The organism is Streptomyces sp. NPDC037301, assembly GCF_055602785.1.
The window spans coordinates 168,485-190,221 of sequence record NZ_JBVJWD010000002.1; the positions used below are offsets into that span (position 1 = coordinate 168,485).

At 69.6% G+C, this 21,737-nt stretch carries 23 protein-coding genes; 11 read left to right on the forward strand and 12 right to left on the reverse strand.

Features of this window, described 5'->3' with window-relative positions; all coding sequences use genetic code 11:
* Positions 1 to 11: 11 nt before the first annotated feature.
* Entirely contained in the window at positions 12 to 569 is a 558-nt protein-coding gene (locus tag ACZ7IB_RS04085; RefSeq protein WP_470908995.1) for a DUF1003 domain-containing protein, read from the reverse strand.
* Positions 559 to 1,833 (reverse strand): magnesium transporter MgtE N-terminal domain-containing protein, encoded by a 1,275-nt coding sequence (locus ACZ7IB_RS04090; RefSeq protein ID WP_470908997.1) that lies wholly within the window; start codon positions 1,831 to 1,833, stop codon positions 559 to 561. Before ACZ7IB_RS04090 ends, ACZ7IB_RS04085 begins: the two co-directional genes overlap by 11 nt.
* 203 nt (positions 1,834 to 2,036) lie before the next feature.
* Between ACZ7IB_RS04090 and ACZ7IB_RS04095 the strand changes: the two genes are divergently transcribed.
* On the forward strand, positions 2,037 to 2,804 hold the full coding sequence (locus tag ACZ7IB_RS04095; RefSeq protein WP_470908999.1) for a hypothetical protein: 768 nt from the start codon (positions 2,037 to 2,039) through the stop codon (positions 2,802 to 2,804).
* 96 nt (positions 2,805 to 2,900) lie between these two features.
* Here ACZ7IB_RS04095 and ACZ7IB_RS04100 read toward each other — a convergent pair whose 3' ends face one another.
* On the reverse strand, positions 2,901 to 3,422 hold the full coding sequence (locus ACZ7IB_RS04100; RefSeq protein WP_470909001.1) for a hypothetical protein: 522 nt from the start codon (positions 3,420 to 3,422) through the stop codon (positions 2,901 to 2,903).
* A gap of 12 nt (positions 3,423 to 3,434) precedes the next feature.
* The gene (locus ACZ7IB_RS04105; RefSeq protein ID WP_470909003.1) at positions 3,435 to 4,550 is read right to left on the reverse strand and encodes a magnesium and cobalt transport protein CorA; all 1,116 of its coding nucleotides are present in this window, start codon (positions 4,548 to 4,550) and stop codon (positions 3,435 to 3,437) included.
* Between the two features lie 409 nt (positions 4,551 to 4,959).
* Here ACZ7IB_RS04105 and ACZ7IB_RS04110 point away from each other — a divergent pair, with 409 nt between their 5' ends.
* Positions 4,960 to 5,595 (forward strand): suppressor of fused domain protein, encoded by a 636-nt coding sequence (locus ACZ7IB_RS04110; protein ID WP_470909005.1) that lies wholly within the window; start codon positions 4,960 to 4,962, stop codon positions 5,593 to 5,595.
* A gap of 302 nt (positions 5,596 to 5,897) precedes the next feature.
* On the opposite strand, the gene ACZ7IB_RS04115 is transcribed toward ACZ7IB_RS04110, so the two are convergent.
* The gene (locus ACZ7IB_RS04115) at positions 5,898 to 7,130 is read right to left on the reverse strand and encodes an MFS transporter (RefSeq protein WP_470909007.1); all 1,233 of its coding nucleotides are present in this window, start codon (positions 7,128 to 7,130) and stop codon (positions 5,898 to 5,900) included.
* Between the two features lie 158 nt (positions 7,131 to 7,288).
* Between ACZ7IB_RS04115 and ACZ7IB_RS04120 the strand changes: the two genes are divergently transcribed.
* The 3 genes from ACZ7IB_RS04120 (at position 7,289) to ACZ7IB_RS04130 (ending at position 9,713) form a co-directional block, all read left to right on the forward strand.
* Positions 7,289 to 7,927, forward strand: coding sequence for a DUF6758 family protein (locus ACZ7IB_RS04120; RefSeq protein ID WP_470909009.1), 639 nt, complete (start codon positions 7,289 to 7,291; stop codon positions 7,925 to 7,927).
* A 132-nt stretch (positions 7,928 to 8,059) separates the two neighbouring features.
* Positions 8,060 to 8,926, forward strand: coding sequence for a PHP domain-containing protein (locus tag ACZ7IB_RS04125; protein WP_470909011.1), 867 nt, complete (start codon positions 8,060 to 8,062; stop codon positions 8,924 to 8,926).
* Between the two features lie 181 nt (positions 8,927 to 9,107).
* Positions 9,108 to 9,713 (forward strand): MarC family protein, encoded by a 606-nt coding sequence (locus ACZ7IB_RS04130; protein WP_093897497.1) that lies wholly within the window; start codon positions 9,108 to 9,110, stop codon positions 9,711 to 9,713.
* Between the two features lie 77 nt (positions 9,714 to 9,790).
* Here ACZ7IB_RS04130 and ACZ7IB_RS04135 read toward each other — a convergent pair whose 3' ends face one another.
* Positions 9,791 to 9,943, reverse strand: a complete 153-nt coding sequence (locus ACZ7IB_RS04135) for a hypothetical protein (protein ID WP_198676864.1) — start codon at positions 9,941 to 9,943, stop codon at positions 9,791 to 9,793.
* Positions 9,944 to 10,164: 221 nt separating this feature from the next.
* On the opposite strand from ACZ7IB_RS04135, the gene ACZ7IB_RS04140 reads away from it, so the two are divergent.
* Positions 10,165 to 11,052, forward strand: a complete 888-nt coding sequence (locus tag ACZ7IB_RS04140) for an NYN domain-containing protein (protein WP_093897496.1) — start codon at positions 10,165 to 10,167, stop codon at positions 11,050 to 11,052.
* A gap of 17 nt (positions 11,053 to 11,069) precedes the next feature.
* Here the strand turns inward: ACZ7IB_RS04140 and ACZ7IB_RS04145 are convergent, their stop codons facing one another.
* On the reverse strand, positions 11,070 to 11,918 hold the full coding sequence (locus ACZ7IB_RS04145; RefSeq protein ID WP_470909014.1) for an alpha/beta fold hydrolase: 849 nt from the start codon (positions 11,916 to 11,918) through the stop codon (positions 11,070 to 11,072).
* Positions 11,919 to 12,050: 132 nt separating this feature from the next.
* Positions 12,051 to 13,910 carry a DEAD/DEAH box helicase gene (locus ACZ7IB_RS04150; protein ID WP_470909016.1) on the reverse strand — a complete coding sequence of 620 codons (1,860 nt, stop codon included), beginning with the start codon at positions 13,908 to 13,910 and terminating at the stop codon, positions 12,051 to 12,053.
* A 611-nt stretch (positions 13,911 to 14,521) separates the two neighbouring features.
* On the opposite strand from ACZ7IB_RS04150, the gene ACZ7IB_RS04155 reads away from it, so the two are divergent.
* Positions 14,522 to 15,235 (forward strand): ferritin-like fold-containing protein, encoded by a 714-nt coding sequence (locus ACZ7IB_RS04155; RefSeq protein WP_398632341.1) that lies wholly within the window; start codon positions 14,522 to 14,524, stop codon positions 15,233 to 15,235.
* Between the two features lie 52 nt (positions 15,236 to 15,287).
* Here the strand turns inward: ACZ7IB_RS04155 and ACZ7IB_RS04160 are convergent, their stop codons facing one another.
* The 4 genes from ACZ7IB_RS04160 to ACZ7IB_RS04175 all read right to left on the reverse strand — a co-directional run bounded on the left by ACZ7IB_RS04160 (position 15,288) and on the right by ACZ7IB_RS04175 (position 17,175).
* Positions 15,288 to 15,557, reverse strand: coding sequence for a hypothetical protein (locus ACZ7IB_RS04160; RefSeq protein WP_470909019.1), 270 nt, complete (start codon positions 15,555 to 15,557; stop codon positions 15,288 to 15,290).
* A 222-nt stretch (positions 15,558 to 15,779) separates the two neighbouring features.
* Positions 15,780 to 16,007 (reverse strand): DUF3107 domain-containing protein, encoded by a 228-nt coding sequence (locus ACZ7IB_RS04165; protein WP_218105578.1) that lies wholly within the window; start codon positions 16,005 to 16,007, stop codon positions 15,780 to 15,782.
* A 142-nt stretch (positions 16,008 to 16,149) separates the two neighbouring features.
* Positions 16,150 to 16,791, reverse strand: coding sequence for a TetR/AcrR family transcriptional regulator (locus ACZ7IB_RS04170; RefSeq protein WP_030915445.1), 642 nt, complete (start codon positions 16,789 to 16,791; stop codon positions 16,150 to 16,152).
* A gap of 168 nt (positions 16,792 to 16,959) precedes the next feature.
* Entirely contained in the window at positions 16,960 to 17,175 is a 216-nt protein-coding gene (locus tag ACZ7IB_RS04175; protein WP_470909022.1) for a hypothetical protein, read from the reverse strand.
* A 109-nt stretch (positions 17,176 to 17,284) separates the two neighbouring features.
* Here ACZ7IB_RS04175 and ACZ7IB_RS04180 point away from each other — a divergent pair, with 109 nt between their 5' ends.
* The 4 genes from ACZ7IB_RS04180 (at position 17,285) to ACZ7IB_RS04195 (ending at position 21,737) form a co-directional block, all read left to right on the forward strand.
* Positions 17,285 to 18,247 (forward strand): alpha/beta fold hydrolase, encoded by a 963-nt coding sequence (locus ACZ7IB_RS04180; protein ID WP_470909024.1) that lies wholly within the window; start codon positions 17,285 to 17,287, stop codon positions 18,245 to 18,247.
* 8 nt (positions 18,248 to 18,255) lie between these two features.
* Positions 18,256 to 19,524 carry a DUF3152 domain-containing protein gene (locus ACZ7IB_RS04185; protein ID WP_470909026.1) on the forward strand — a complete coding sequence of 423 codons (1,269 nt, stop codon included), beginning with the start codon at positions 18,256 to 18,258 and terminating at the stop codon, positions 19,522 to 19,524.
* A gap of 166 nt (positions 19,525 to 19,690) precedes the next feature.
* A complete protein-coding gene (locus tag ACZ7IB_RS04190) occupies positions 19,691 to 19,786 on the forward strand; it encodes an Ms4533A family Cys-rich leader peptide (protein WP_470909028.1) in 96 nt (31 codons plus the stop codon).
* Between the two features lie 226 nt (positions 19,787 to 20,012).
* The gene (locus ACZ7IB_RS04195) at positions 20,013 to 21,737 is read left to right on the forward strand and encodes an ABC transporter substrate-binding protein (RefSeq protein ID WP_470909030.1); all 1,725 of its coding nucleotides are present in this window, start codon (positions 20,013 to 20,015) and stop codon (positions 21,735 to 21,737) included.

A 21,737-nucleotide genomic window follows, 5' to 3' on the forward strand; every position in this document is an offset into this window, starting at 1 on the left:
GAGTAGCCCCGTCAGCGGTCTTCGTCACTCTCGGCCGGGAATAGGGCACGCCGGTCGTCCAGGTCCCTCATGAGGTCTTCCAGTTCGGAGCGGATCCAGTCGCGGGTGGCGACCTCGCCGAGCCCCATCCGCAGTGCCGCGATCTCCCGGGTGAGGTACTCGGTGTCCGCGATGGAGCGCTCGTTCTGCTTGCGGTCCTGCTCGTAGGTGACCCGGTCGCGGTCGGCCTGCCGGTTCTGCGCGAGCAGGATCAGCGGGGCCGCGTACGAGGCCTGGAGCGAGAGCATCAGCGTCAGGAAGATGAACGGGTACTGGTCGTACCGCCATGCCGTCGGCGCGAAGACGTTCCACAGCACCCAGACGATGATGACCAGCGTCATCCAGGAGATGAAGCGCCAGGTGCCCAGGAAGCGGGCGATCCGCTCGGAGAACCGGCCGAACGTCTCGGGGTCGTACGCGGGCAGCAGCCGCCGCCGCGGGGCCTTCGGCTGGTCCAGCCGGTAACGGGGCGGGCGCGCGATGCCCGAGGCCCCCGTCGGCGTCCCCTTCGTGCGGTCCTCACCGGCCACGTGCGACCTCCTCCTCACCGTGGAGGTCGGTCTCCCGCCAGTCCTCAGGCAGCAGGTGGTCGAGTACGTCGTCGACGGTCACGGCGCCGAGCAGGGATCCGCTCTCGTCCACGACCGGCACCGAGACCAGGTTGTACGCGGCCAGATAGCTCGTCACGGCCGACAAAGGGGTATCCGGGGTGAGGGGGACCAGATCGCTGTCGACGATCGAGCTGACCAGGGCGTACGGCGGATCCCGCAGCAGCCGCTGGAAGTGCACGGTGCCCAGGTACTTGCCGGTCGGTGTCTCGTCCGGCGAGCGGCACACGTACACCTGGGCGGCGAGTGCGGGGGACAGATCCGCCTGCCGGACCCGTGCGAGCGCGTCGGCGACCGTCGCGTCCGGCCGCAGAATGATCGGCTCGGTGGTCATCAGACCGCCGGCGGTCCGTTCCGCGTACGACATGAGGCGCCGCACATCCGCCGCGTCGTCCGGACGCATCAGGGTCAGCAGCCGCTCCTTGTCCTCCTCCGGGAGTTCGGACAGCAGGTCGGCCGCGTCGTCCGGGTCCATGGCCTCCAGGACATCGGCGGCGCGCTCCTCCTGGAGCTTGCCGATGATCTCCACCTGGTCGTCCTCGGGCAGCTCCTCCAGCACGTCGGCGAGCCGGTCGTCGTCGAGCGCGGCCGCTACCTCGGCCCGTCGCTTCGGCGACAGATGGTGCAGCGCGTTGGCCACGTCGGTCGGGCGCAGCTGCTCGAAAGTGGCGACCAGGGACTCGGCGCCCTGCCCGTCCTCCTCCAGCGAGAAACCACTGACCGCCGACCATTCGACCGTCAGGGTCTCGCCCTTGCGCCGCAGCGCCCCGCCCTTGCCCTTGCGTACGAAGTACTTGTCGATCTCCCAGTCGCGGCGGGCCGGGAGCTGCGACACGGAGACATCGAGGATGGTGACCTCCTCGCCGGTCTCCACGAGGCGGACCCGCCGGTCGAGGAACTCGCCGAGCACCAGGCGTTCGGTGGGCCGCTGTTCGAAGCGCCGCATGTTGACGACACCGGTGGTGATGACCTGACCGGACTCGATCCCCGTCACCCGGGTCATCGGGAGGAAGATCCGGCGGCGGCTGAGCACCTCGACGACCAGGCCGAGCAACCTGGGCGGCCGGCCACCGACCCGCAGCATCGCGACCAGGTCGCGGAGGCGGCCCACCTGATCGCCGTTGGGATCGAAGACCGGGACGCCGGCGAGGTGCGAGACGAAGATCCGGGGGGCGCCTGCCGCCATGGTGCGCCTCCTTCTTCCGTGTACGACTTCTCTGCCCGGTCCGTTTGACAGCTAATTAACCGTTATGACGGGATCAGGCTAGCCCGTACCGCTCCGGGCTGCCCCGGTGGATCCGTCCGTACGGCTCTGTGCCGGAAGGTGTGAACGGCACAGGTACGCTGCCGTCTGCCACCCCCGCCATGCAGATGAGAGGCAGTGCGCCCGTGACCTCTTCCGTTCCGCCCGTCCGGGCCCGACGCCGCCGGACCGCCCTCGCTGTTGTGCTCTGCGCGGGGCTGACCGCCGCTGTCACGGCGTGCGGGGGCGAGGATCCGGACAAGGGGACCAACGGCGTCGGCAAGCTCGCCGCCACGGAGGTCGAGAAGAAGGCGCAGACTGCAGCGGAGTCCGCCGATGCGGTGCGCCTCGCCGGGACCCTGGTCAGCAAGGGCGGCACGTACAAGCTCAATATGCAGCTCAAGGAGAAGGGCGGCATCGGCTCCGTCGTCTCGAAGAACAGCACCTTCGAGCTGCTGCGGATCGGTGACGAGCTCTATCTGAAGGCGGACTCGGGGTTCTGGAGCCACGACGAGAAGTCCGGCGCCGACAGCGACGCGGGCGGGGCGGCCGCGGACAAGCTCCAGGACAAGTATGTGAAGGTGCCCGAGGACGACCCCACGTACAAGCAGCTGCGCGGTTTCACGGACAAGGAGACCCTGCTCGACGGGTTGCTCACGCTGCACGGCACCCTCAACAAGGGCGACCGGGAGAAGGTCGGACCGACCCGGACCGTTCAGATCATGGGCGGCAAGGGCGAGGGCGGAACGCTCGACGTCTCGCTGGAGGGCACGCCGTATCCGCTGCGTTTCGCGCGCGGCGGTGGTGGGGGGATCGTGACGCTGTCGGACTGGGGCAAGGACTTCACGCTGGAGGCCCCGGCGAAGGGCGACACGGTCGACTACGGGCGGCAGCTGCCCAAGACGTCCTCCTGAGAGCGGGCCGCGCGGCCCGCGGTCCAGGAGGTGGCCCTGTCCGGCGGATCAGGGGGTCTGTCCGGCGGATCAGCGGCGGGACAGGCCCTGCCCCGGTCAGCCCTTGCGTGCCCGCTTCAGCAGCCGCGGCAGTCCGGCCGGCACCGGCCGGCGCGTGGTCGCGGACGTCGGCAGAGGCGCGGCGGCCAGCGAGCCGTCCGGCAGTTCCGTACGGTATTCGCCGGGTGTCAGCCGCAGCACCCGGCATTCGCGCGCCCACCGCTCCGTCATCTGTTCGGCGTCCGGTGCGTTCAGCCGCTTGCCCTTGAGCTCGGCGACGGCGGCCTCCCACTCCTCGGAGTGCGGTGCGAGCTCCGCCACGGCGGCCGTCCAGGCGACCAGCCGGCCGCCCTTGTCCTTGCTGCGCACGGTCACCTCGGCGGCGGAACCGTCGCCGAGACCGGCCGGGAGCGGCTGCTCGCCGGGGCCGTCGCCGACCAGATACACCGCGCCCTCGTGCCACACGTGCCACAGCGCCCGCGCGGGACCGGTGCCCCGCACCCAGATGAGGCCCGACTTCTTGGTGGCCTCCTCGACGAGAGCCCGGCCCAGCGGCACGTCAGCGGCAGCAGCAGTCATACCCGAACTCTATTAGAGCCAGCCGTTGCGCTTGAGTGTGCGGTGGATGGAGAAGCAGACCACTCCGATGACGCCCAGCACCATCGGGTAGCCGTACCTCCAGCCCAGCTCGGGCATGTGCTTGAAGTTCATGCCGTAGACGCCGCAGATCATCGTCGGTACGGCGACGATGGCCGCCCAGGACGTGATCTTGCGCATGTCCTCGTTCTGCGCGACGGTCGCCTGCGCCAGGTTGGCCTGGAGGATCGAGTTCAGCAGTTCGTCGAAGCCGATGACCTCTTCGTGCACCCGCGCCAGGTGGTCGGCGACGTCGCGGAAGTACTTCTGGATGTCGGGGTCGATCAGCCGCATCGGCCGCTCGCTCAGCAGCTGCATCGGCCGCAGCAGCGGTGACACTGCCCGCTTGAACTCCAGGACCTCGCGCTTGAGCTGATAGATCCGGCCCGCGTCCGAGCCCCGCGGGCTGCCCTTGGCGGGGGTGGAGAAGACCTCGATCTCCACCTCGTCGATGTCGTCCTGGACGGCGCCCGCCACCGCGATGTAGCCATCGACGACATGGTCGGCGATGGAGTGCAGGACCGCGGAGGGCCCCTTGGCGAGCAGTTCGGGGTCGTCCTGCAACCGGTGCCGCAGCGCGCGCAGCGAGCCGTGGCCGCCGTGCCGGACGGTGATGACGAAGTCCCGGCCGGTGAAGCACATCACCTCGCCGGTCTCGACGACCTCGCTGGTCGCGGTGAGCTCGGTGTGCTCGACGTAGTGGATGGTCTTGAAGACGGTGAAGAGAGTGTCGTCGTACCGCTCCAGCTTCGGCCGCTGGTGGGCGTGGACGGCGTCCTCGACGGCGAGCGGGTGGAGGCCGAACTCGCGGGCGATACCGGCGAATTCCTCCTCGGTCGGCTCGTGCAGGCCGATCCAGGCGAAGCCGCCCTCCTCGCGCACCTGGAGCATCGCCTCGTGCGGCGTGCGGCAGGTGCCGGTCTCCACGCGCCGTCCGTCGCGATAGACCGCGCAGTCGACGACCGCGCTGGAGGCGGACGGGTCACGGGTGGCGTCGTAACTGTTGTGCAGGGCGTTGCTCTTGCGCAGGGATGGGCGCACGGCGGCGCGCAGGTCGCGGATCATCGACATGGCTGGCTCCTTCACGGAGGGCCGTCGTCGGGCACGTGGAACAGCCCGGAATGGGGACGTGTGCTCACGTCCGCAAAGCGGGCGGCACCGCAGCGGCGCGATGACGGCGTTCGCTACAGACAGGCAAAAAAGGGGTGCTCTTCCGTCGTGCGCAATGCCATGGGCCTTGACCGAGAAGGCTTCAGATCACCGAAGAGAGGTGAGGAGCGGAAGAGCGGTTGGTACTGCACGGTCGACTTCGATCCATTGCAGCCCCACCTCCTCCAGCCGGTCCCCCGTGGGGGATGACGTGTCGTCGGGGCTGAGAGCGACGCTTCTGCGTGCTGCCCCGACCAGCGGCCAAGACTATCAGCCGACTGAGGGCCAATCTTTTACTTTGCCCGTTCCATACGCGTCCTATGCTCGCAGGATGGGAGAAATTCTTGCTCTGGTCGAGGCCCGGCTACTGACGGCCCTCGGTGAGCCGGACGCGCGCGCCGCAGTGACGTTTCTCGGGACGGACCGCATCGAGGTGCTCCGCTTCGCCGACCGCGACGTGGTGCGCTACGCCACGCTCGGCATGTCCGCACAGCCGATGGCCGACCCGGCCGCGGCCCTCGCGGACCCGGTGAAGGGCCCACGCGCCGAGCTGGTCCTCTCCGTGCGCGCCGGACTCGCCGACACCGACAAGGTGCTGCGTCCGCTGGCCGTGCTGGCCGCCACCCCGCAGGTCGAGGGGTTGATCGTGGCACCCGGCGCCTCGCTGGACCTCGGCGAACCGCTGTGGCCCGGGGCGCCGTTCAGCTCCGTGCTGGTCGCCGAGCCGGGCGGTCTGGTGGAGGACCTGGAACTGAATGAGCCTGCGCCACGCAGCGGCTCCGTGAGGGGCGGTGGCCGGGAGACGGGTGGGCCTATGGAGCCGGTGCGGTTCCTGCCCCTGCTGCCGATGACGCACAACGAGGCAGCGTGGAAGCGGGTCCACGGTGCGCAGGAGCTCCAGGAGCGCTGGCTCTCGCACGGTACGGATCTGCGTGATCCGCTGCGTGGCTCCGTGGCGCTGGACTGAGACGCAGGACCGACTGGCTGAGACCGACCGGCAAATGGGGGGTGGGAGAAGGAGCGGGGCTGGGTGCGTGCAGCTGCAAGGCGGAGGATTGAGACAGATGGGGTCTCCCCTGCTCGAGCGCAGCCGAGAGCTTGGGGAAGGAGCCATGGTGATTGACGACAACGCGGCAGATGTGCGTGCCCAGCCCCGCGACGCCGCCCCCCATTTGCAGGTCGGTCTGAGCCGTGCCGGGCATACGGGAAGCCCCGCCGCGCAGCCAGGAGGGGGAGCCGCGGGCGGGGCGGAACCGGGTTTCGTCGTGGTCAGCCGGCGAAGACCGTGACGCCGTCCTCGGTGGCGTGCTTGGGCTCCAGCTCCTCTGCCTCGTGGGTCAGCGCCGTACGCCGGATCCAGACGACGACCGCACCGACGACGGCCGCGATCGCGGCGACCACGAACGGGATGTGGATGTTGCTCCACTCCTCGATCTTCGGTGCGAGGTACGGGGCGGCGGCCGCGGCGAACCAGCGGACGAAGTTGTAACCCGCGCTCGCCACCGGGCGCGGTGCGTCCGACACACCGAGCGCCAGCTCCGTGTAGACGGTGTTGTTCATGCCGATGAAGGCGCCGGAGGCGATCGTGCAGACGATGGCGGCGGTGTGGTTGCCGTATCCCAGGATCACGAGGTCGACGGCGAGCAGCACCAGCGAGGCGCCGAGCACCTTCAGCGACCCGAAGCGCTTCTGCAGCCGCGGGGCGACGAGCACCGAGAAGACCGCGAGCAGCAGACCCCAGGCGAAGAAGACCGCGCCCGACTTGTACGGCGTCATGTTCAGCACGAACGGTGTGAACGCCAGGATCGTGAAGAACGCGTAGTTGTAGAAGAACGCCGAGGTCGCGACGGAGGCCAGGCCGCCGTGGCCGAGCGCCTTGATCGGGTCGAGCAGCGAGGTCTTCCTGGCGGGCTTGGGCTGCTCCTTCAGGAACGCCGTGATGCAGATGAAGCCGATCGCCATCAGCGCGGCCGTGCCGAAGAACGGGTAGCGCCAGCTGGCGTCACCGAGCAGGGCGCCGAGCAGCGGTCCGCAGGCCATGCCGAGACCGAGCGCCGACTCGTAGAGCAGGATCGCCGCCGAGCTGCCGCCGGCCGCCGCACCGACGATCACGGCGAGCGCGGTCGATACGAAGAGCGCGTTGCCCAGCCCCCAGCCGGCCCGGAAGCCGACGAGTTCGGCGACGGACGACGAGGTGCCGGAGAGCGCGGCGAAGACGACGACGAGCGCGAGGCCGGTCAGCAGCGTCTTGCGGCCGCCGATCCGGCTGGACACGAAGCCGGTGACGAGCATGGCCACGGCGGTGATCAGGAAGTACGAGGTGAAGAGCAGCGACACCTGGCTCGGCGTCGCCTCCAGGCCCTTGGCGATGGACGGGAGAATCGGGTCCACCAGGCCGATTCCCATGAATGCGACAACAGAGGCGCCCGCCGTGGCCCAGACGGCCCTCGGCTGGCGCAGGATGCTGCCCGCTCCCTGATCGAACGGATCCTCTCCCTGCATGGGTCTTCTCGCTCTCCACTAGATCGTTGCGGTATGCGCAGAATAAGTTAGAGGAACTAATGAATGCAAGTTACATCTAATTCTTGCTGGTGGGAGCCATGCTGCGGACGGGTGATCATCCTTGACGCGGCGACGGTCCTGGAGGACCGTTGGTCGCTATGAGGGGCGAACCCAGTTGCCCGAAGTGTGGAGGCCGGGTCAGGGCGCCCGGTCTCTTCGCCGACACCTGGCAGTGCGCGCTGCACGGCAGTGTGCAGCCGCTGCAGCCGGTCGTCCCGCCCAGCGTCGAGGCGCTGAGCGTGGTGGTGCAGCGCGCTCAGGTCCCGGTGTGGATGCCCTGGCCGCTGCCGGTGGGCTGGCTGTTCACCGGTGTGGCGAGCGCGGGTGACGACCGCAGTGGCGGTCGCGCCACCGTCGTCGCCTGTTCCGGCCCCGGTCCCGTCGGCGGTATCGGCGAGCTGCTGCTCGTCACCGAAGAACTCGGTGTCGGACTCGGGGCGCGCTACGCGGGGATCGACAGCCTCGACCCCGGCCCCTATCTGCACGTCGACGGTCCGCCGGACGTGAAGATGCTCGCCGCCGGCCGCCCCACCCCGCTCTGGAACGTCAAGGGAGCGCCCGAGGACCGCGCGGTCTTCGCGGGCGAGGCGCGCGGGCTCTGGCTCTGGGCGATCGTCTGGCCCGAGCAGTCGGGGCTTCTGATGTACGACGAGCTGGTGCTCGCCGATCTGCGCGAGGCCGGGGGTGAGATGGACCTCGTACCGTGCGGGGCGCTCACACCGCGCCTGCTCAACTAGCCAGGGCCTGCCCGGCGGACCGGCTCTGGCACCCCGGGTGCCCACAGGGTCTCCGGGCCCGGCCGGGCACCGCTCGAATGCCGGTTATCCTTGTATGTCCCCTTGTCCGGCCCGAGCACTGGAGTACGCGTCGTGCGCATCGACCTGCATACCCACTCCAGCGCGTCGGACGGTACGGACACCCCCGCCGAGCTGGTGCAGGGTGCAGCCGCCGCAGGCCTCGACGTCGTCGCCCTCACCGACCACGACACCGTGCGCGGCCACGCCGAGGCGATCGCCGCCCTGCCGGAGGGGCTCACCCTCGTCACCGGCGCCGAGCTCTCCTGCCGGATCGACGGCGTGGGCCTGCATATGCTGGCGTATCTCTTCGACCCCGATGAGCCCGAGCTGGCACGCGAACGCGAGCTGGTACGGGACGACCGGGTGCCGCGCGCCCGGACCATGGTGGGCAAGCTCCAGGCGCTCGGCGTTCCGATCGAGTGGGAGCAGGTCGCGAGGATTGCCGGGGACGGATCGGTCGGCAGGCCGCACATCGCCACCGCGCTCGTCGAGCTGGGCGTCGTCGAGACGGTCTCCGACGCCTTCACGCCCGAATGGCTCGCGAACGGCGGACGCGCGTACGCGGAGAAGCACGAACTCGACCCCTTCGATGCGATCCGGCTGGTCAAGGCCGCCGGTGGCGTCACCGTCTTCGCCCACCCGCTCGCCGTCAAGCGCGGCGAGGTGGTGCCCGAGTCGTCGATTGCGCGGCTCGCCGCCGCAGGCCTCGACGGCATCGAGGTCGACCATATGGACCACGACGAGCCGACCAGGGCCAGGCTGCGCGGGCTCGCCCGGGAGCTGGGGCTGCTGGCGACCGGGTCCAGCGACTACCACGGCAGCCGCAAGACCGTCGGACTCGGCGAGTACACCACCGACCCCGAGATCTACGGCGAGATCACCCGGCGCGCCACGGGAGCCTTCCCGGTGCCGGGCGCAGGCGGAACCCGCCCCGCGTAACGACGCACGCGTCGCCGCCGGGGCGTGAAGCCCCTCGCCGCCCTGCCGGGCGGCCGGACGCGTGCCGCCACTCGACCCACTACTGCGTTCCACTTCTGCGCACCCGGCCGTCAGGCCGCCGTCATGGCTTCGCGGTGCGCTCATTCAGGCCGTTTCTCGCTCTCTTCTCGCAAGGCTCACTGTGTTCGACGTCGCTGTCTTCGGATCTCTTTTTCTCACGCTTTTTGTGATTATGGATCCCCCCGGGATCACCCCGATCTTTCTTGCCCTCACCGCCGGCCGCCCCGCAAAGATGCAGCGCAGGATGGCGCTGCAGGCGGTGGCCGTCGCCTTCGGTGTGATTGCCGTCTTCGGTGTGCTCGGCCAGCAGATCCTCGACTATCTGCATGTCTCCGTGCCCGCCCTGATGATCGCGGGCGGACTGCTTCTGCTGCTGATCGCGCTCGATCTGCTGACCGGCAAGACCGACGAGCCGACGCAGACCAAGGACGTCAACGTGGCGCTCGTACCGCTGGGCATGCCGCTGCTCGCCGGGCCCGGTGCGATCGTGTCGGTGATCCTCGCGGTGCAGCACGCCGACAGCGTGGGAAGCCAGATCTCGGTCTGGTCGGCGATCATCGCCATGCACATCGTGCTCTGGCTGACCATGCGCTACTCGCTGCTCATCATCCGGGTCATCAAGGACGGCGGTGTCGTGCTGGTGACCAGGCTCGCCGGAATGATGCTCTCCGCCATCGCCGTACAGCAGATCATCAACGGGGTCACCCAGGTCATCCAGAACTCCTGACGGTGCTCGCGGACACCACAGCGCCCCCGTACGGACCTTCCGTACGGGGGCGCTTCGTCTTTGAGCGTCGTAATGCGTTACGAAGCCGAGCTTTCGGCCGGGCGGATATAGATGCGCTGGCCTATGGCTGCGGCCTGCTGCACGATCCGGTTGACGGAGGCGGCGTCCACGACGGTGCTGTCCACGGCGGTACCGTCGACATCGTCGAGTCGCATGATCTCGAAGCGCATAAGGCTTCCCTTCGTCTGATCCTCCTGCTGGAGAACTACTGGGAGGACGGGTGACCCGTCCGCAAGGATGAGAGCGCCCGACACCTATGTCTTGCGCTCCACGAGGTGTACAACGGCTTGCCTCCTGCAAACATTCCCTACGCTAAGGAAATTTTTTGGATGTCTAAGTACCAGCAGGTCACCGAGCGTGATCCGGCGACGAGGCCCACGACGAGGCCCGAATGAACGAGGCAGAGATCCGCGAGCGCCTGGACCGCACCAACGAGCTGCTCCAGCGCGTGCTCGCCGAGGTGTCGAAGACCCCCTCGACCCACGCGATCTTCGTGGACGCGGGCTATGTGTACGCTGCGGCCGGACTGCTCGTCACCGGCACCGAGGACCGCCGCTCCTTCGACCTCGACGCGGAAGGGCTGATCGAGGCCTTCATCGACAAGGCCCGCACGATCTTCGCGGACAGCAGGCTGCTGCGCGTGTACTGGTACGACGGAGCCAGGCGACGCATCCACACCGTCGAGCAGCAGTCCATCGCCGAACTCCCCGACGTCAAGGTCAGACTCGGCAACCTCAACGCCAACAACCAGCAGAAGGGTGTCGACTCACTCATCCGCACCGACCTCGAATCGCTCGCCCGGCACCGCGCCATCAGCGATGCGGCACTGGTCGGTGGTGACGAGGACCTGGTGTCGGCGGTCGAGGCGGCGCAGGGGTACGGGGCCCGGGTGCACCTGTGGGGCATCGAGGCGGGGGAGGGGCGCAACCAGGCCGAACCGCTGCTCTGGGAGGTCGACAGCCAGCGCACCTTCGACTTGGACTTCTGCCGCCCCTACGTCACCAGACGCCCCGTCACCACCTACGAGGACGACACCCCCGCGCCCTCGCGCGAAGACGTCCGCTTCGTCGGTGCGCAGATCGCCGCTGCCTGGCTGGCCGCCCGGGGCCGCGAGTCCCTCGCGGATCTGCTGCCCGGGCATCCGTACCTGCCGGGCTCCGTCGACCAGGACCTGCTGGTCGAGGCCGAACGGCTGCTGCAGCACTCGCTGCGCGGCCACGCACATCTGCGGCGGGCGCTGCGTGACGGTTTCTGGCAGCACCTGCAGGCGCAGTACTGAGTTCTGACGGCCGTCGCCTACAGGCTGTCCCAGAAGGAGACGAGCGCGGCCGCCGTCTGCTCCGGACGGTCCGTATTGGGGGAGTGCTCGGCGCCCGCGATCCGGGCGCGGCGCGCGCCCAGCCGCTGGGCCATCTCGTCGAGCAGTGGCACCGGCCAGGTGTCGTCGCGCTCGCCGGAGAGCACAAGGAGGGGCAGAGGTACGGCGGCGAGTTCGGCCACCCGGTCCGGCTCGGTCGCCAGCTGGCGGCCGGTGGCGATCAGCTGGGCGGGCTGGTGGCGCAGCCAGCGCCGGCGCAGAGCCTCGCCGTCCGTCGCCGCGTCCTCGGGCGGGTCGAGGGCGCGCATCGCCTCCCACACCTCGGCCATGCTCAGCGTCGCGAGCGCGTCGCCGAGCATCTTCACCTTGAGCTGCTGGGCTTCGGTGACCTGTGCCGGTCCGGACGACATGAGGGTCAGCGAACGGAACGGCGAGGCGTCCAGCAGCACGGCGGCGCGGGCGATCTGCCCGCCCAGCGAGTGCCCGACCAGATGCACGGGGCCCTCGCCGCCGACGCCGGGAGCGGTGGCCTGCGCGAGCGCATCACGGGCCAACTCGCCCTGTGCGTAGTCCCCTTGACGGTTCGTCCCCTCGGTCTCGTACTGCCCGCGACCGTCCACGGCGACGGTCCGGTATCCGGCGGCACAGAGCGGTTCGAGGAGTGCGATGAAGTCCTCCTTGCTGCCCGTGTAGCCGGGCAGCAGGAGGGCGGTACCGCGCGGCGCGGTGCGCGGCGAGGCGTCCAGCACGGCGAAGTCCCCGCGCGCGGTGCGGAGCTGGGCCACGTGGGCGCAGGGGGGCGGGGCGAAGGTGGGCGGCCGACTCATGGGACGAGGTTATGTCCTCGAACGCCGGACGGGCTTGAGGATGCCCTCAAGCCCGTCCGGCGAAATCAAGCCCCTCAGGCGTTCGAGGAGCGGGGTCCAAGGCGGAGCCCCGGATCAATCAGTGCTCCGTGCTCAGCCCTCGGTCTTGGCGGCAGCCGCACGCGGCGCCCGCCGCCTCCGCGGCTTCGCCTCGCCCTCGGCGGCCGGGGCCTGGGCCACAGCCTCCGTCTTCGGCTTGGCCGCCGCACGGGTGCGGCGACGCGGCTTGGTCTCCGGGTTGGGCTCGGAGATCGGCGCGATCTGGAAGTCGACCTCGTCCTCGGCCGGCTTGATGACGCGGGCGCGGCGACGCGGCTTGGTCACCGTCCTCGCCTCGGGCACCGGCTCCGCGATGGGCGCGATCTGGAAGTCGACCTCGTCCGCGACCGGCTTCACGACGGCGGCCCGGGTGCGGCGGCGGCGCGGCTTGGTCTCGGTCGTGGGCTCGGCCTCGACCTCGGTCTTCGTGGCGACGGCGGCGGCGACGGCGACGGCCGGAGCCTCCACCGCGGTCGCAGCGGCCTCGGCTGCGACGTCCGGGGCACCGACGCGGGTACGGCGGCGGCGGCGCGGCGTACGCGGCTCCGACGGGGCGTCGTCCACCTCGGTGGACGGGGCCGGCACCGTGGCGGTGGTGGCGGCGGCCTCCTCGACCGCGGAGCCGCCCCGCGTACGACGACGCTGACGCGGCGTACGCGGCGCACGCTCCTCACGGACGGCGGGCGCCGAGGACGCGGCGGAGGACTTGCGACCGCGGCCGCCCGTCTCGCCCAGGTCCTCGATCTCCTCGGCCCGCAGACCCGCACGGGTCCGCTCGGTGCGCGGCAGGACACCCTTGGTGCCGGCCGGGATGTCGAGCTCCTCGAAGAGGTGCGGAGAGGTGGAGTACGTCTCGACCGGGTCGGGGAACTTCAGGTCGAGCGCCTTGTTGATCAGCTGCCAGCGCGGAATGTCGTCCCAGTCGACCAGCGTGATCGCGATGCCCTTGGCGCCCGCACGGCCGGTCCGGCCGATGCGGTGGAGGTACGTCTTCTCGTCCTCCGGCGACTGATAGTTGATGACGTGGGTCACACCCTCGACATCGATACCGCGGGCCGCCACGTCGGTGCAGACGAGCACGTCCACCTTGCCGTTGCGGAACGCGCGCAGCGCCTGCTCGCGCGCACCCTGGCCGAGGTCGCCGTGGACCGCGCCGGACGCGAAACCGCGCTTCTCCAGCTGCTCGGCGATGTCGGCGGCCGTGCGCTTCGTACGGCAGAAGATCATCGCGAGTCCGCGGCCGTTGGCCTGCAGGATGCGGGAGACCATCTCCGGCTTGTCCATCGAGTGGGCCCGGAAGACATGCTGCGAGATGTTCGCGACGGTCGCGCCCTCATCGTCGGGCGAGGTGGCGCGGATGTGCGTCGGCTGCGACATGTAGCGCCGCGCGAGGCCGATGACGGCGCCCGGCATGGTCGCCGAGAACAGCATCGTCTGCCGCTTCGGCGGAAGCATGGTGATGATCTTCTCGACGTCGGGCAGGAAGCCCAGGTCGAGCATCTCGTCGGCCTCGTCGAGCACGAGTGCGCGGACGTGCGAGAGGTCGAGCTTGCGCTGCCCGGCGAGGTCGAGCAGTCGGCCAGGGGTGCCGACGATCACATCGACGCCCTTCTTCAGGGCCTCGACCTGCGGCTCGTACGCGCGGCCGCCGTAGATCGCGAGAACGCGGACGTTACGCACCTTGCCGGCGGTCAGCAGGTCGTTGGTGACCTGCTGACAGAGCTCACGGGTGGGGACGACGACCAGCGCCTGCGGCGCCTCGGTCAGCTGCTCGGGCTGGGCCCGGCCCGCCTCGACATCCGCGGGGACGGTGACGCGCTCCAGCAGCGGAAGACCGAAACCGAGCGTCTTGCCGGTACCGGTCTTGGCCTGTCCGATCACGTCGGAGCCGGAGAGTGCGACGGGGAGCGTCATCTCCTGGATGGGGAACGGGGACACAATGCCGACGGCCTCAAGGGCCTCGGCCGTCTCGGGAAGGATCCCGAGTTCTCGGAACGTAGTCAGGGTGCTGCCTCTTCTGTGAGACGCGGTCCGAGGCGAACGCTGGGGGTCGTACCGTGCCGGGGTTGGTCATCCGGCCGTGGATGGGCCGGGTGGCGCGGGACCACTGCCGTCGCTCGAGCGCTCGTGCCGCTGAGGGGGCCCCTCATCTGCGGTCGTACGTGGCGTACGCCCCGCGTGGAGGGCTGTCGGGTCGGAGCCGATCGGGCCACCGACCGGGCATCCTCATTCAATTTCGCGCCACCACTCCAAAATACTGAGTAGACGCAATACCACTGTACCCCGGATTCGCGCACATGTGTTGGGTGGTACGTCGCGAGAGGGCCTGTCCGACAATGCCGGACAGGGTCTGCCCTCAAGCTGAGCGCGGACTATTCTGCGCTTCGTGACTCCTCCCCGGAGGGGCTTCTCACTTGGCTGCCAGACAGCTTCATGACGGACAAGCCCTGCCCGGCGCGGCGAAGCGCAGTAGGGAAGCTATCGGCTGTATGCGATGCATCACAGCCGATTCAGAAAGGATTGCCGTGGCCGAAAGCGAGCACACGCAGGTCGCTGCCCAGGGCTGGGAGCAGGCCTCTGCCGACCCGCAATACAGGGCGGCGGTTGTCGACCTGCTCGGAGCACTCGCGTACGGGGAGCTGGCGGCCTTCGAGCGGCTCGCCGAGGACGCCAAACTCGCGCCGACGCTGGCCGACAAGGCGGAGCTGGCAAAGATGGCCTCCGCAGAATTCCATCACTTCGAGCGGCTGACGGACCGGCTGACCGCGATCGAGGTGGAGCCGACGGGCGCGATGGAGCCGTTCGCCAAGGCGCTCGACGACTTCCACCGCCAGACCGCGCCGTCGGACTGGCTGGAGGGCCTGGTCAAGGCCTACGTCGGCGATTCGATCGCCAGCGACTTCTACCGCGAGGTCGCCGCACGGCTCGACTCGGACACCCGCTCCCTCGTCCTGGCCGTGCTCGACGACACGGGGCACGGCAACTTCGCCGTCGAGAAGGTGCGCGCCGCGATCGAGGCCGACCCGCGTGTCGGCGGGCGGCTCGCGCTGTGGGCGCGCCGGCTGATGGGCGAGGCGCTCTCGCAGGCACAGCGGGTGGTGGCCGACCGCGACGCACTGTCGACGATGCTCGTCGGGGGAGTGGCCGACGGGTTCGACCTGGCGGAGGTCGGGCGGATGTTCTCGCGGATCACCGAGGCGCACACCAAGCGGATGGCCGCGCTCGGGCTCGCCGCGTAGTCGCGGTTCACCGGGGCCGTCCGGCGCCCGTTCCCGCGGGTGCCGGACGGCTTCAGGCCGCCGCTGATCGGCTCAGGCGGTGGCTACCGGGGCGGACCAGCAGCGAGAGCGTCACGGCCCCGATCAGTACCGCGCCGACCAGCGTGGCCACGACGTGGTCCGGGCCCAGTACCGAGTGCATGAGAAACGCTCCGAACGCCGCTCCGAGAGCGCCGGTGGCGAAGACGGCACGGCGGGACGGGAGCCGGTGCGGCAGCGCGCGGAGCGCCACCCAGGCGAGGGCGAGTCCGAGCACGACGGAGCCGAGGAATTCCAAGATCACAGATGATCACCTCGCGAGTTGCGGGGCGGGTAAATCGGTCGTTAGCGGTACTACCCGAGGGTTGCGGAACGCAACCCTCCTTGAACAGGGTTCGCACAGGAATCGCCCGGCTGACGGAAACGCGGACGCGGACGCGGAGCGAAAAGCGGGCCTGAACGGAAAGCGGCCCGGTGGGGAATTCCCACCGGGCCGCTGCCACGGTCACCGCTTTGAGCGTGCTGTCTACAGCGCGCCGAACCCCACGCGGCGCGTGCTCGGCTCGCCGATCTCCACGTATGCGATCCGGTCGGCCGGCACCAGGACCTTGCGGCCCTTCTCGTCCGTGAGGCTGAGCAGCTGCGCCTTACCGGTGAGCGCCTCGGCGACCGTGCTCTCGACCTCTTCGGCGGAAAGCCCGCTCTCCAGAACGATCTCCCGGGGCGTGTGCTGCACCCCGATCTTGACCTCCACGGCTATGTCCCTCCGACGGTCAGTCCCTGCGCGGTGAACCGCGCCGTACGCAGCACACATTAGCCCGCTGAGGGGATCCGCCAGCGGTCGGCGGGCAACGCCCGCAGCGAACACGGGCGCCGGCCGCACCCGGCGGCTTCCGTCAGTGCTGATCGATGCCGTGCAGCGGGAAGCCCGCGATGCCCCGCCAGGCCAGCGAAGTGAGCAGCTGCACCGCCGTGTCCCGCGGAATGGCGGACTGGCTGGAGAGCCAGTAACGGGCGACCACCTGGGAGACACCGCCCAGACCCACCGCGAGCAGCATGGACTCGTCCTTGGACAGTCCCGTGTCACCGGCGATGACGTCGGAGATGGCCTCCGCGCACTGCAGCGAGACCCGGTCGACGCGCTCGCGCACCGCGGGCTCATTGGTCAGGTCCGACTCGAAGACCAGCCGGAAGGCGCCGCCCTCGTCCTCGACGTATGCGAAGTACGCGTCCATCGTCGCGGCGACGCGCAGCTTGTTGTCGGTCGTCGACGCCAGCGCCGTACGGACCGCCTGGAGCAGCGACTCGCAGTGCTGGTCGAGCAGGGCCAGATAGAGCTCCAGCTTGCCCGGGAAGTGCTGATAGAGCACCGGCTTGCTGACCCCCGCCCGCTCGGCGATGTCGTCCATCGCGGCGGAGTGGTAACCCTGCGCCACAAATACTTCCTGCGCGGCGCCCAGCAGCTGGTTGCGTCGGGCGCGGCGGGGCAGTCGAGTGCCCCGCGGGCGCGCCGCCTCGGTCTGCTCGATGGCTGTCACGCCGCCTCCCAAATTTGTGATCGGACACAGCCTTTCCATGCACGCTGCGCCGTACAGCCATCGTACTTTTGGGTAACCCGGGTGTGCGCGGCGCGGACGCAGAATTTCACGGACCGGACGGCTGCGGTAGCCACAGATTCGTCGACCGATGGGGCAAAGCGGGGCGTATCAGCGGTAATCATCTTCATCCTGTGTGACAACACGAGCCTGCTCCGCCGCATCGGCCTCATTGGCGCTGTCCCGGTCGATGTCCGTGAGCGGTTCGTCCTGCCGCTGCTGGAGATCGGTCTGCTGCTCGGCGGCGTCCGCCCGGGGTGTCTCCTGGTCCGGTTCGTCCGGCTGGATGTCCTCGAAGGTCTCCGGGTCGCTGGGGTCGACCGTCATGGTGACTCCCTTCCTTGCTTCGAGCCTAGGAGCTACCCCTGCAAGCCGCTATGCGGTGTGTGACCGCGAACACATGAACCGCGGTGTGATCGTCTCGTAACATTGCCGCATGTCTTCGACCGAGCTGCCGGGAGTCCGCGCCGCCACCGCGGTGGCCCCCGCGGCGAGCACCGTCAGGGTCGCGGAGGGGGAGGAGTTGCGCTCCGTCGCGCTGCCCGCACTGACGCTGACCGTCCGATCCCGGCCGCCGGAGCGGACCGGGCTGCCGCCCGCGCTCTATGTGCACGGGCTCGGCGGCTCCTCGCAGAACTGGTCGGCGCTGATGCCGCTGCTCCAGGACCTGGTCGACGGAGAGGCGGTCGACCTGCCCGGTTTCGGCGACTCGCCGCCGCCGGACGACGGCAACTACTCGGTCGCCGGGCATGCCCGTGCCGTGATCCGGTTCCTCGACGCGGGAGAGCGCGGGCCCGTCCATCTGTTCGGCAATTCACTCGGCGGCGCCGTGGCCACCCGGGTCGCCGCGGTCCGCCCCGACCTGGTGCGCACCCTCACCCTCATCTCGCCCGCGCTCCCCGAGATTCGGGTGCAGTGGCCCGCCGTACCGACCGGACTGCTCGCCGTTCCGGGCGTCGCAACCCTGTTCGCCAGGATGACCAGGGACTGGACCGCGGAAGAGCGTACGCGCGGTGTCATGGCACTCTGTTACGGCGATCCGGCGCGCGTCTCCGAATCGGGCTTCCGTGCAGCGGTGGCCGAAATGGAGCGCCGGCTGGAGCTGCCGTACTTCTGGGACGCGATGGCGCGCTCGGCACGTGGCATCGTCGATGCGTACACGCTGGGCGGGCAGCACGGACTGTGGCGCCAGGCCGAGCGGGTGCTCGCACCGACCCAGCTCGTGTACGGCGGACGGGACCAGCTGGTCTCGTACCGGATGGCACGCAGGGCGTCCGCGGCCTTCCGCGATTCGCGGCTGCTGACACTGCCCGACGCGGGGCACGTGGCGATGATGGAGTACCCGGAGGCGGTCGCCCAGGCCTTCCGGGAACTGCTCGACGAACGCGGCGGGAGCTGATCCGGGGCGTGGGACGACATAGTCGAAAGGGCCCCAAACCCGCGGGGTCCGATAACGAGGCCGCCGTCGCGAATACAGGCGGTGATCGCGAGGCCATGCGTCCGGGGCCCGGCAGTGGGCGGCGCCGGAGGCAGGAGGCCGACACACCGGCCGGTGCGGATGGACACGCCCCGTTCCGGCAGACCGGCCACGTCCGAGGCGGCCACCCCGAACAGCGAGAACCCGGCGGCGGCTGGGGGACCGGGCCGCAGCAGACGGTGCCCCGGCGCCAGCAGCAGGCCGGTGCCCGGCCACTGGTACCGGGACCGCGGCGCGAGTTCGTCGAGGCGTTCGACACGCCGCCCGCACCCCCCGCGCCCCGTGGGCCTTCCGCCCCGCAGGCCCCGCCGGCCGATCCGTACAGCTCGGTCGGCGAGTGGGACGAGCAGCCGCCGCACGGCGACGCCGACGCGCCGACGCCCGCCAAGGACGGCAAGGGCGCCAGGGGCCGTACCCTCACCGGTATCGCGGCCGCCGCGGTGACCACCGTGCTCGCGGTGGTCGTGGCCGGGCAGGTCGCCCACGAGAGCGGCGGGACGAGTGCCGCGCAGCCCGCGGGTGTCGACCGGGACGGCACCGACGGCGCCTCCCGCTCGGACGGCCGGCCGACCCCGGAGGTGGCGCAGGTCAAGGCTCTTTCGTACGCGGAGAAGATGGCCAAGGCATATCCGCTCTCCCCGAAACTCCGCGGGCCCGGGAAGTTCGAGGCGGTTCCGGGGACGGCGAAGGCCCCGGGCAGGGGCCACAAGTACCGCTACCGGATCGATGTCGAGAAGGGCCTCGGGCTCGACGCCTCGCTCTTTGCCCGGGCCGTCCAGGAGACGCTCAACGACGACCGCAGCTGGGCGCACGACGGCGCCATGACGTTCGAGCGGATCTCCTCCGGCGACCCCGATTTCGTGATCACCCTGGCCAGTCCCGGGACCACCGGGGACTGGTGCCGGAAGTCGGGTCTGGACACGACCGAGGACAACGTCTCGTGCGACTCCGCGGCGACCGAACGCGTGATGATCAACGCCTACCGCTGGGCGCAGGGGTCGTCGACGTTCGGCCCGGACAAGCTCTTCGCCTATCGCCAGATGCTGATCAACCATGAGGTCGGTCACCGGCTGGGGCACGACCATGTGAGTTGTGGCACGCCGGGAGCCCTCGCTCCGGTGATGCAGCAACAGACCAAGTCCCTGGACATCGACGGGATCAAGTGCCGGCCCAACGCCTGGGTGTATCCAGGCAGTTGAATCGAAGAGGGCCGGGCCGGGGGGTGTGCCGGGCCGTCTCGTCGATCGGGCCGGGCTCCGCCGTCATCTGCCGGTCGGCGCGTCCGCACCCCATGCTGTCCGCATATTGAGATGGTCGTCTCATTCTGCGTTGACATCTCCTGGGCGGTGATCCATATTTCTCGGCATGTCACGCAGCCCCGTCACCCCCGAACGCGCCGCCATAGAGCTGGCGCTCATCGACGTGACCGGGCACTGCGTCGCCGACATCCACTGTTGCTGACGCCTGCCCGAGCGCGCGTCGGCCCTCTGCCCGAGCCCTGAACCGGCCCGGACGACCATGCACGACTGCCGCGCCTGGGCGCTCTCCGTCCGCAGGCGCGACAGTTTCAGTGTTCCGGTCATCTTTTTCCATGTGCCCCGGTTGTGTGCACTCGCTCTCGTTGCTGCCTGCACGGAAATTCCCTCCGTTCTTTTCTTCAGGCAGTACTCCGAGAGGTCACCTTCCGATGCGTCAACCGTCCGTCATATCGCGCCGCGTGGCAGCGGCCGCCGCAGTACTCGTCGTGGCTGCGGGTGCCGCGGCCTGCGGGCCCCAGGGCAGCAAGGACAGCAGCGGCAATTCCGGCGCAGCGGGCACACCCGAGAAGGGCGGCACGCTCACCGTCCTCAACAGCAAGCCGCAGGAGGACTTCGACCCCGCCCGGCTCTACACCTCCGGCGGCGGCAACGTCCCGTCCCTCGTCTTCCGTACGCTCACCACCCGCAACCGGGAGGACGGCGCGGCCGGCGCGAAGGTCGTCCCCGACCTGGCAACCGACCTGGGCACGCCCAGCAAGAACGCCACCGTGTGGACGTACACCCTCAAGGACGGCCTGAAGTACGAGGACGGCACCGCGATCACGAGTGCCGACATCAAGTACGGCATCGAGCGCTCCTTCGCCGCCGAGCTCTCCGGCGGTGCGCCCTACCTGCGCGACTGGCTGATCGGCGGGGCCGACTACCAGGGCCCGTACAAGGACAAGAAGGGTCTCGACTCGATCGAGACGCCCGACGCGAAGACGATCGTCTTCCACCTCAACAAGCCGGAGGGTGAATTCCCCTTCCTGGCCACGCAGACCCAGACGACCCCGGTGCCGAAGGCCAAGGACAAGGGCACCAAGTACGAGGAGCACCCGATCTCCTCGGGGCCGTACAAGGTCGTCAAGAACGAGGGTGACGGCGAGCGCCTCGTCCTGGAGCGCAACCCGCACTGGTCGGCCGCGACCGACGAGGAGCGCAAGGCCTACCCCGACCGGATCGACGTGCGCTCCGGTCTCGACTCCGCCGTAATCAACCAGCGCCTCTCCGCATCGCAGGGCGCCGACGCGGCCGCTGTCACCACCGACACCAACCTGGGCCCGGCCGAGCTCGCCAAGGTCACCGGTGACAAGAAGCTCGCCGCCCGCGTCGGCACCGGCCACTTCGGGTACAGCAACTACATCGCCTTCAACCCGAAGGTGAAGCCGTTCGACAACCCGAAGGTGCGCCAGGCGATCTCGTACGCCGTCGACCGCTCCTCCGTGGTCAACGCGGCCGGCGGCTCCTCGCTCGCCGAGCCCGCCACCACCTTCCTCCCCGACCAGAAGGCCTTCGGGTACACCCCGTACGACCATTTCCCGGCCGGGAAGTCCGGCGACGCCGCCAAGGCCGAGGAACTGCTGAAGGAGGCCGGCTACCCCAAGGGGCTGACCGTCACCCTCACGCACTCCAACGACAAGGACTTCGCCACCAGCCCGGAGATCGCCACCGCGCTCCAGGAGGCGCTGAAGAAGGCCGGCATCACCGTCAAGCTCCAGGGCCTGGAGAGCAACGACTACTCCGACACGGTCTACAACGTGAAGAGCGAGCCCGGCTTCTTCCTCGGCGGCTGGGGCGCCGACTGGCCGTCCGGCGGTCCGTTCTTCGCACCGATCTTCGACGGACGCCAGATCGTCAAGGCCGGGTACAACTTCAACTCCGCCCAGCTGAACGACCCCGCGGTCAACAAGGAGATCGACGAGATCAACAAGCTGACCGACCTGAGCGCAGCCGCGAAGCGCTGGGGCGCGCTCGACGAGAAGGTCGGTGAGCAGGCACTGACCGTGCCGCTGTTCCACCCGGTCTACAAGCGCCTGTACGGCGAGTCCATCAAGAACGTCGTGATCAGCGACTGGACCGGTGTGCTCGACATCTCGCAGGTCGCGGTCAAGTAA

Coding starts and splice junctions, on each gene's coding strand:
- ACZ7IB_RS04100 (WP_470909001.1), bottom strand. CDS start 3,422: ATGACTGCTGCTGCCGCTGACGTGCCGCTGGGCCGGGCTCTCGTCGAG.
- ACZ7IB_RS04195 (WP_470909030.1), top strand. CDS start 20,013: ATGCGTCAACCGTCCGTCATATCGCGCCGCGTGGCAGCGGCCGCCGCA.
- ACZ7IB_RS04090 (WP_470908997.1), bottom strand. CDS start 1,833: ATGGCGGCAGGCGCCCCCCGGATCTTCGTCTCGCACCTCGCCGGCGTC.
- ACZ7IB_RS04145 (WP_470909014.1), bottom strand. CDS start 11,918: ATGAGTCGGCCGCCCACCTTCGCCCCGCCCCCCTGCGCCCACGTGGCC.
- ACZ7IB_RS04140 (WP_093897496.1), top strand. CDS start 10,165: ATGAACGAGGCAGAGATCCGCGAGCGCCTGGACCGCACCAACGAGCTG.
- ACZ7IB_RS04180 (WP_470909024.1), top strand. CDS start 17,285: ATGTCTTCGACCGAGCTGCCGGGAGTCCGCGCCGCCACCGCGGTGGCC.
- ACZ7IB_RS04115 (WP_470909007.1), bottom strand. CDS start 7,130: ATGCAGGGAGAGGATCCGTTCGATCAGGGAGCGGGCAGCATCCTGCGC.
- ACZ7IB_RS04105 (WP_470909003.1), bottom strand. CDS start 4,550: ATGTCGATGATCCGCGACCTGCGCGCCGCCGTGCGCCCATCCCTGCGC.
- ACZ7IB_RS04150 (WP_470909016.1), bottom strand. CDS start 13,910: ATGACGCTCCCCGTCGCACTCTCCGGCTCCGACGTGATCGGACAGGCC.
- ACZ7IB_RS04110 (WP_470909005.1), top strand. CDS start 4,960: ATGGGAGAAATTCTTGCTCTGGTCGAGGCCCGGCTACTGACGGCCCTC.
- ACZ7IB_RS04135 (WP_198676864.1), bottom strand. CDS start 9,943: ATGCGCTTCGAGATCATGCGACTCGACGATGTCGACGGTACCGCCGTG.
- ACZ7IB_RS04190 (WP_470909028.1), top strand. CDS start 19,691: ATGTCACGCAGCCCCGTCACCCCCGAACGCGCCGCCATAGAGCTGGCG.
- ACZ7IB_RS04175 (WP_470909022.1), bottom strand. CDS start 17,175: ATGACGGTCGACCCCAGCGACCCGGAGACCTTCGAGGACATCCAGCCG.
- ACZ7IB_RS04120 (WP_470909009.1), top strand. CDS start 7,289: ATGAGGGGCGAACCCAGTTGCCCGAAGTGTGGAGGCCGGGTCAGGGCG.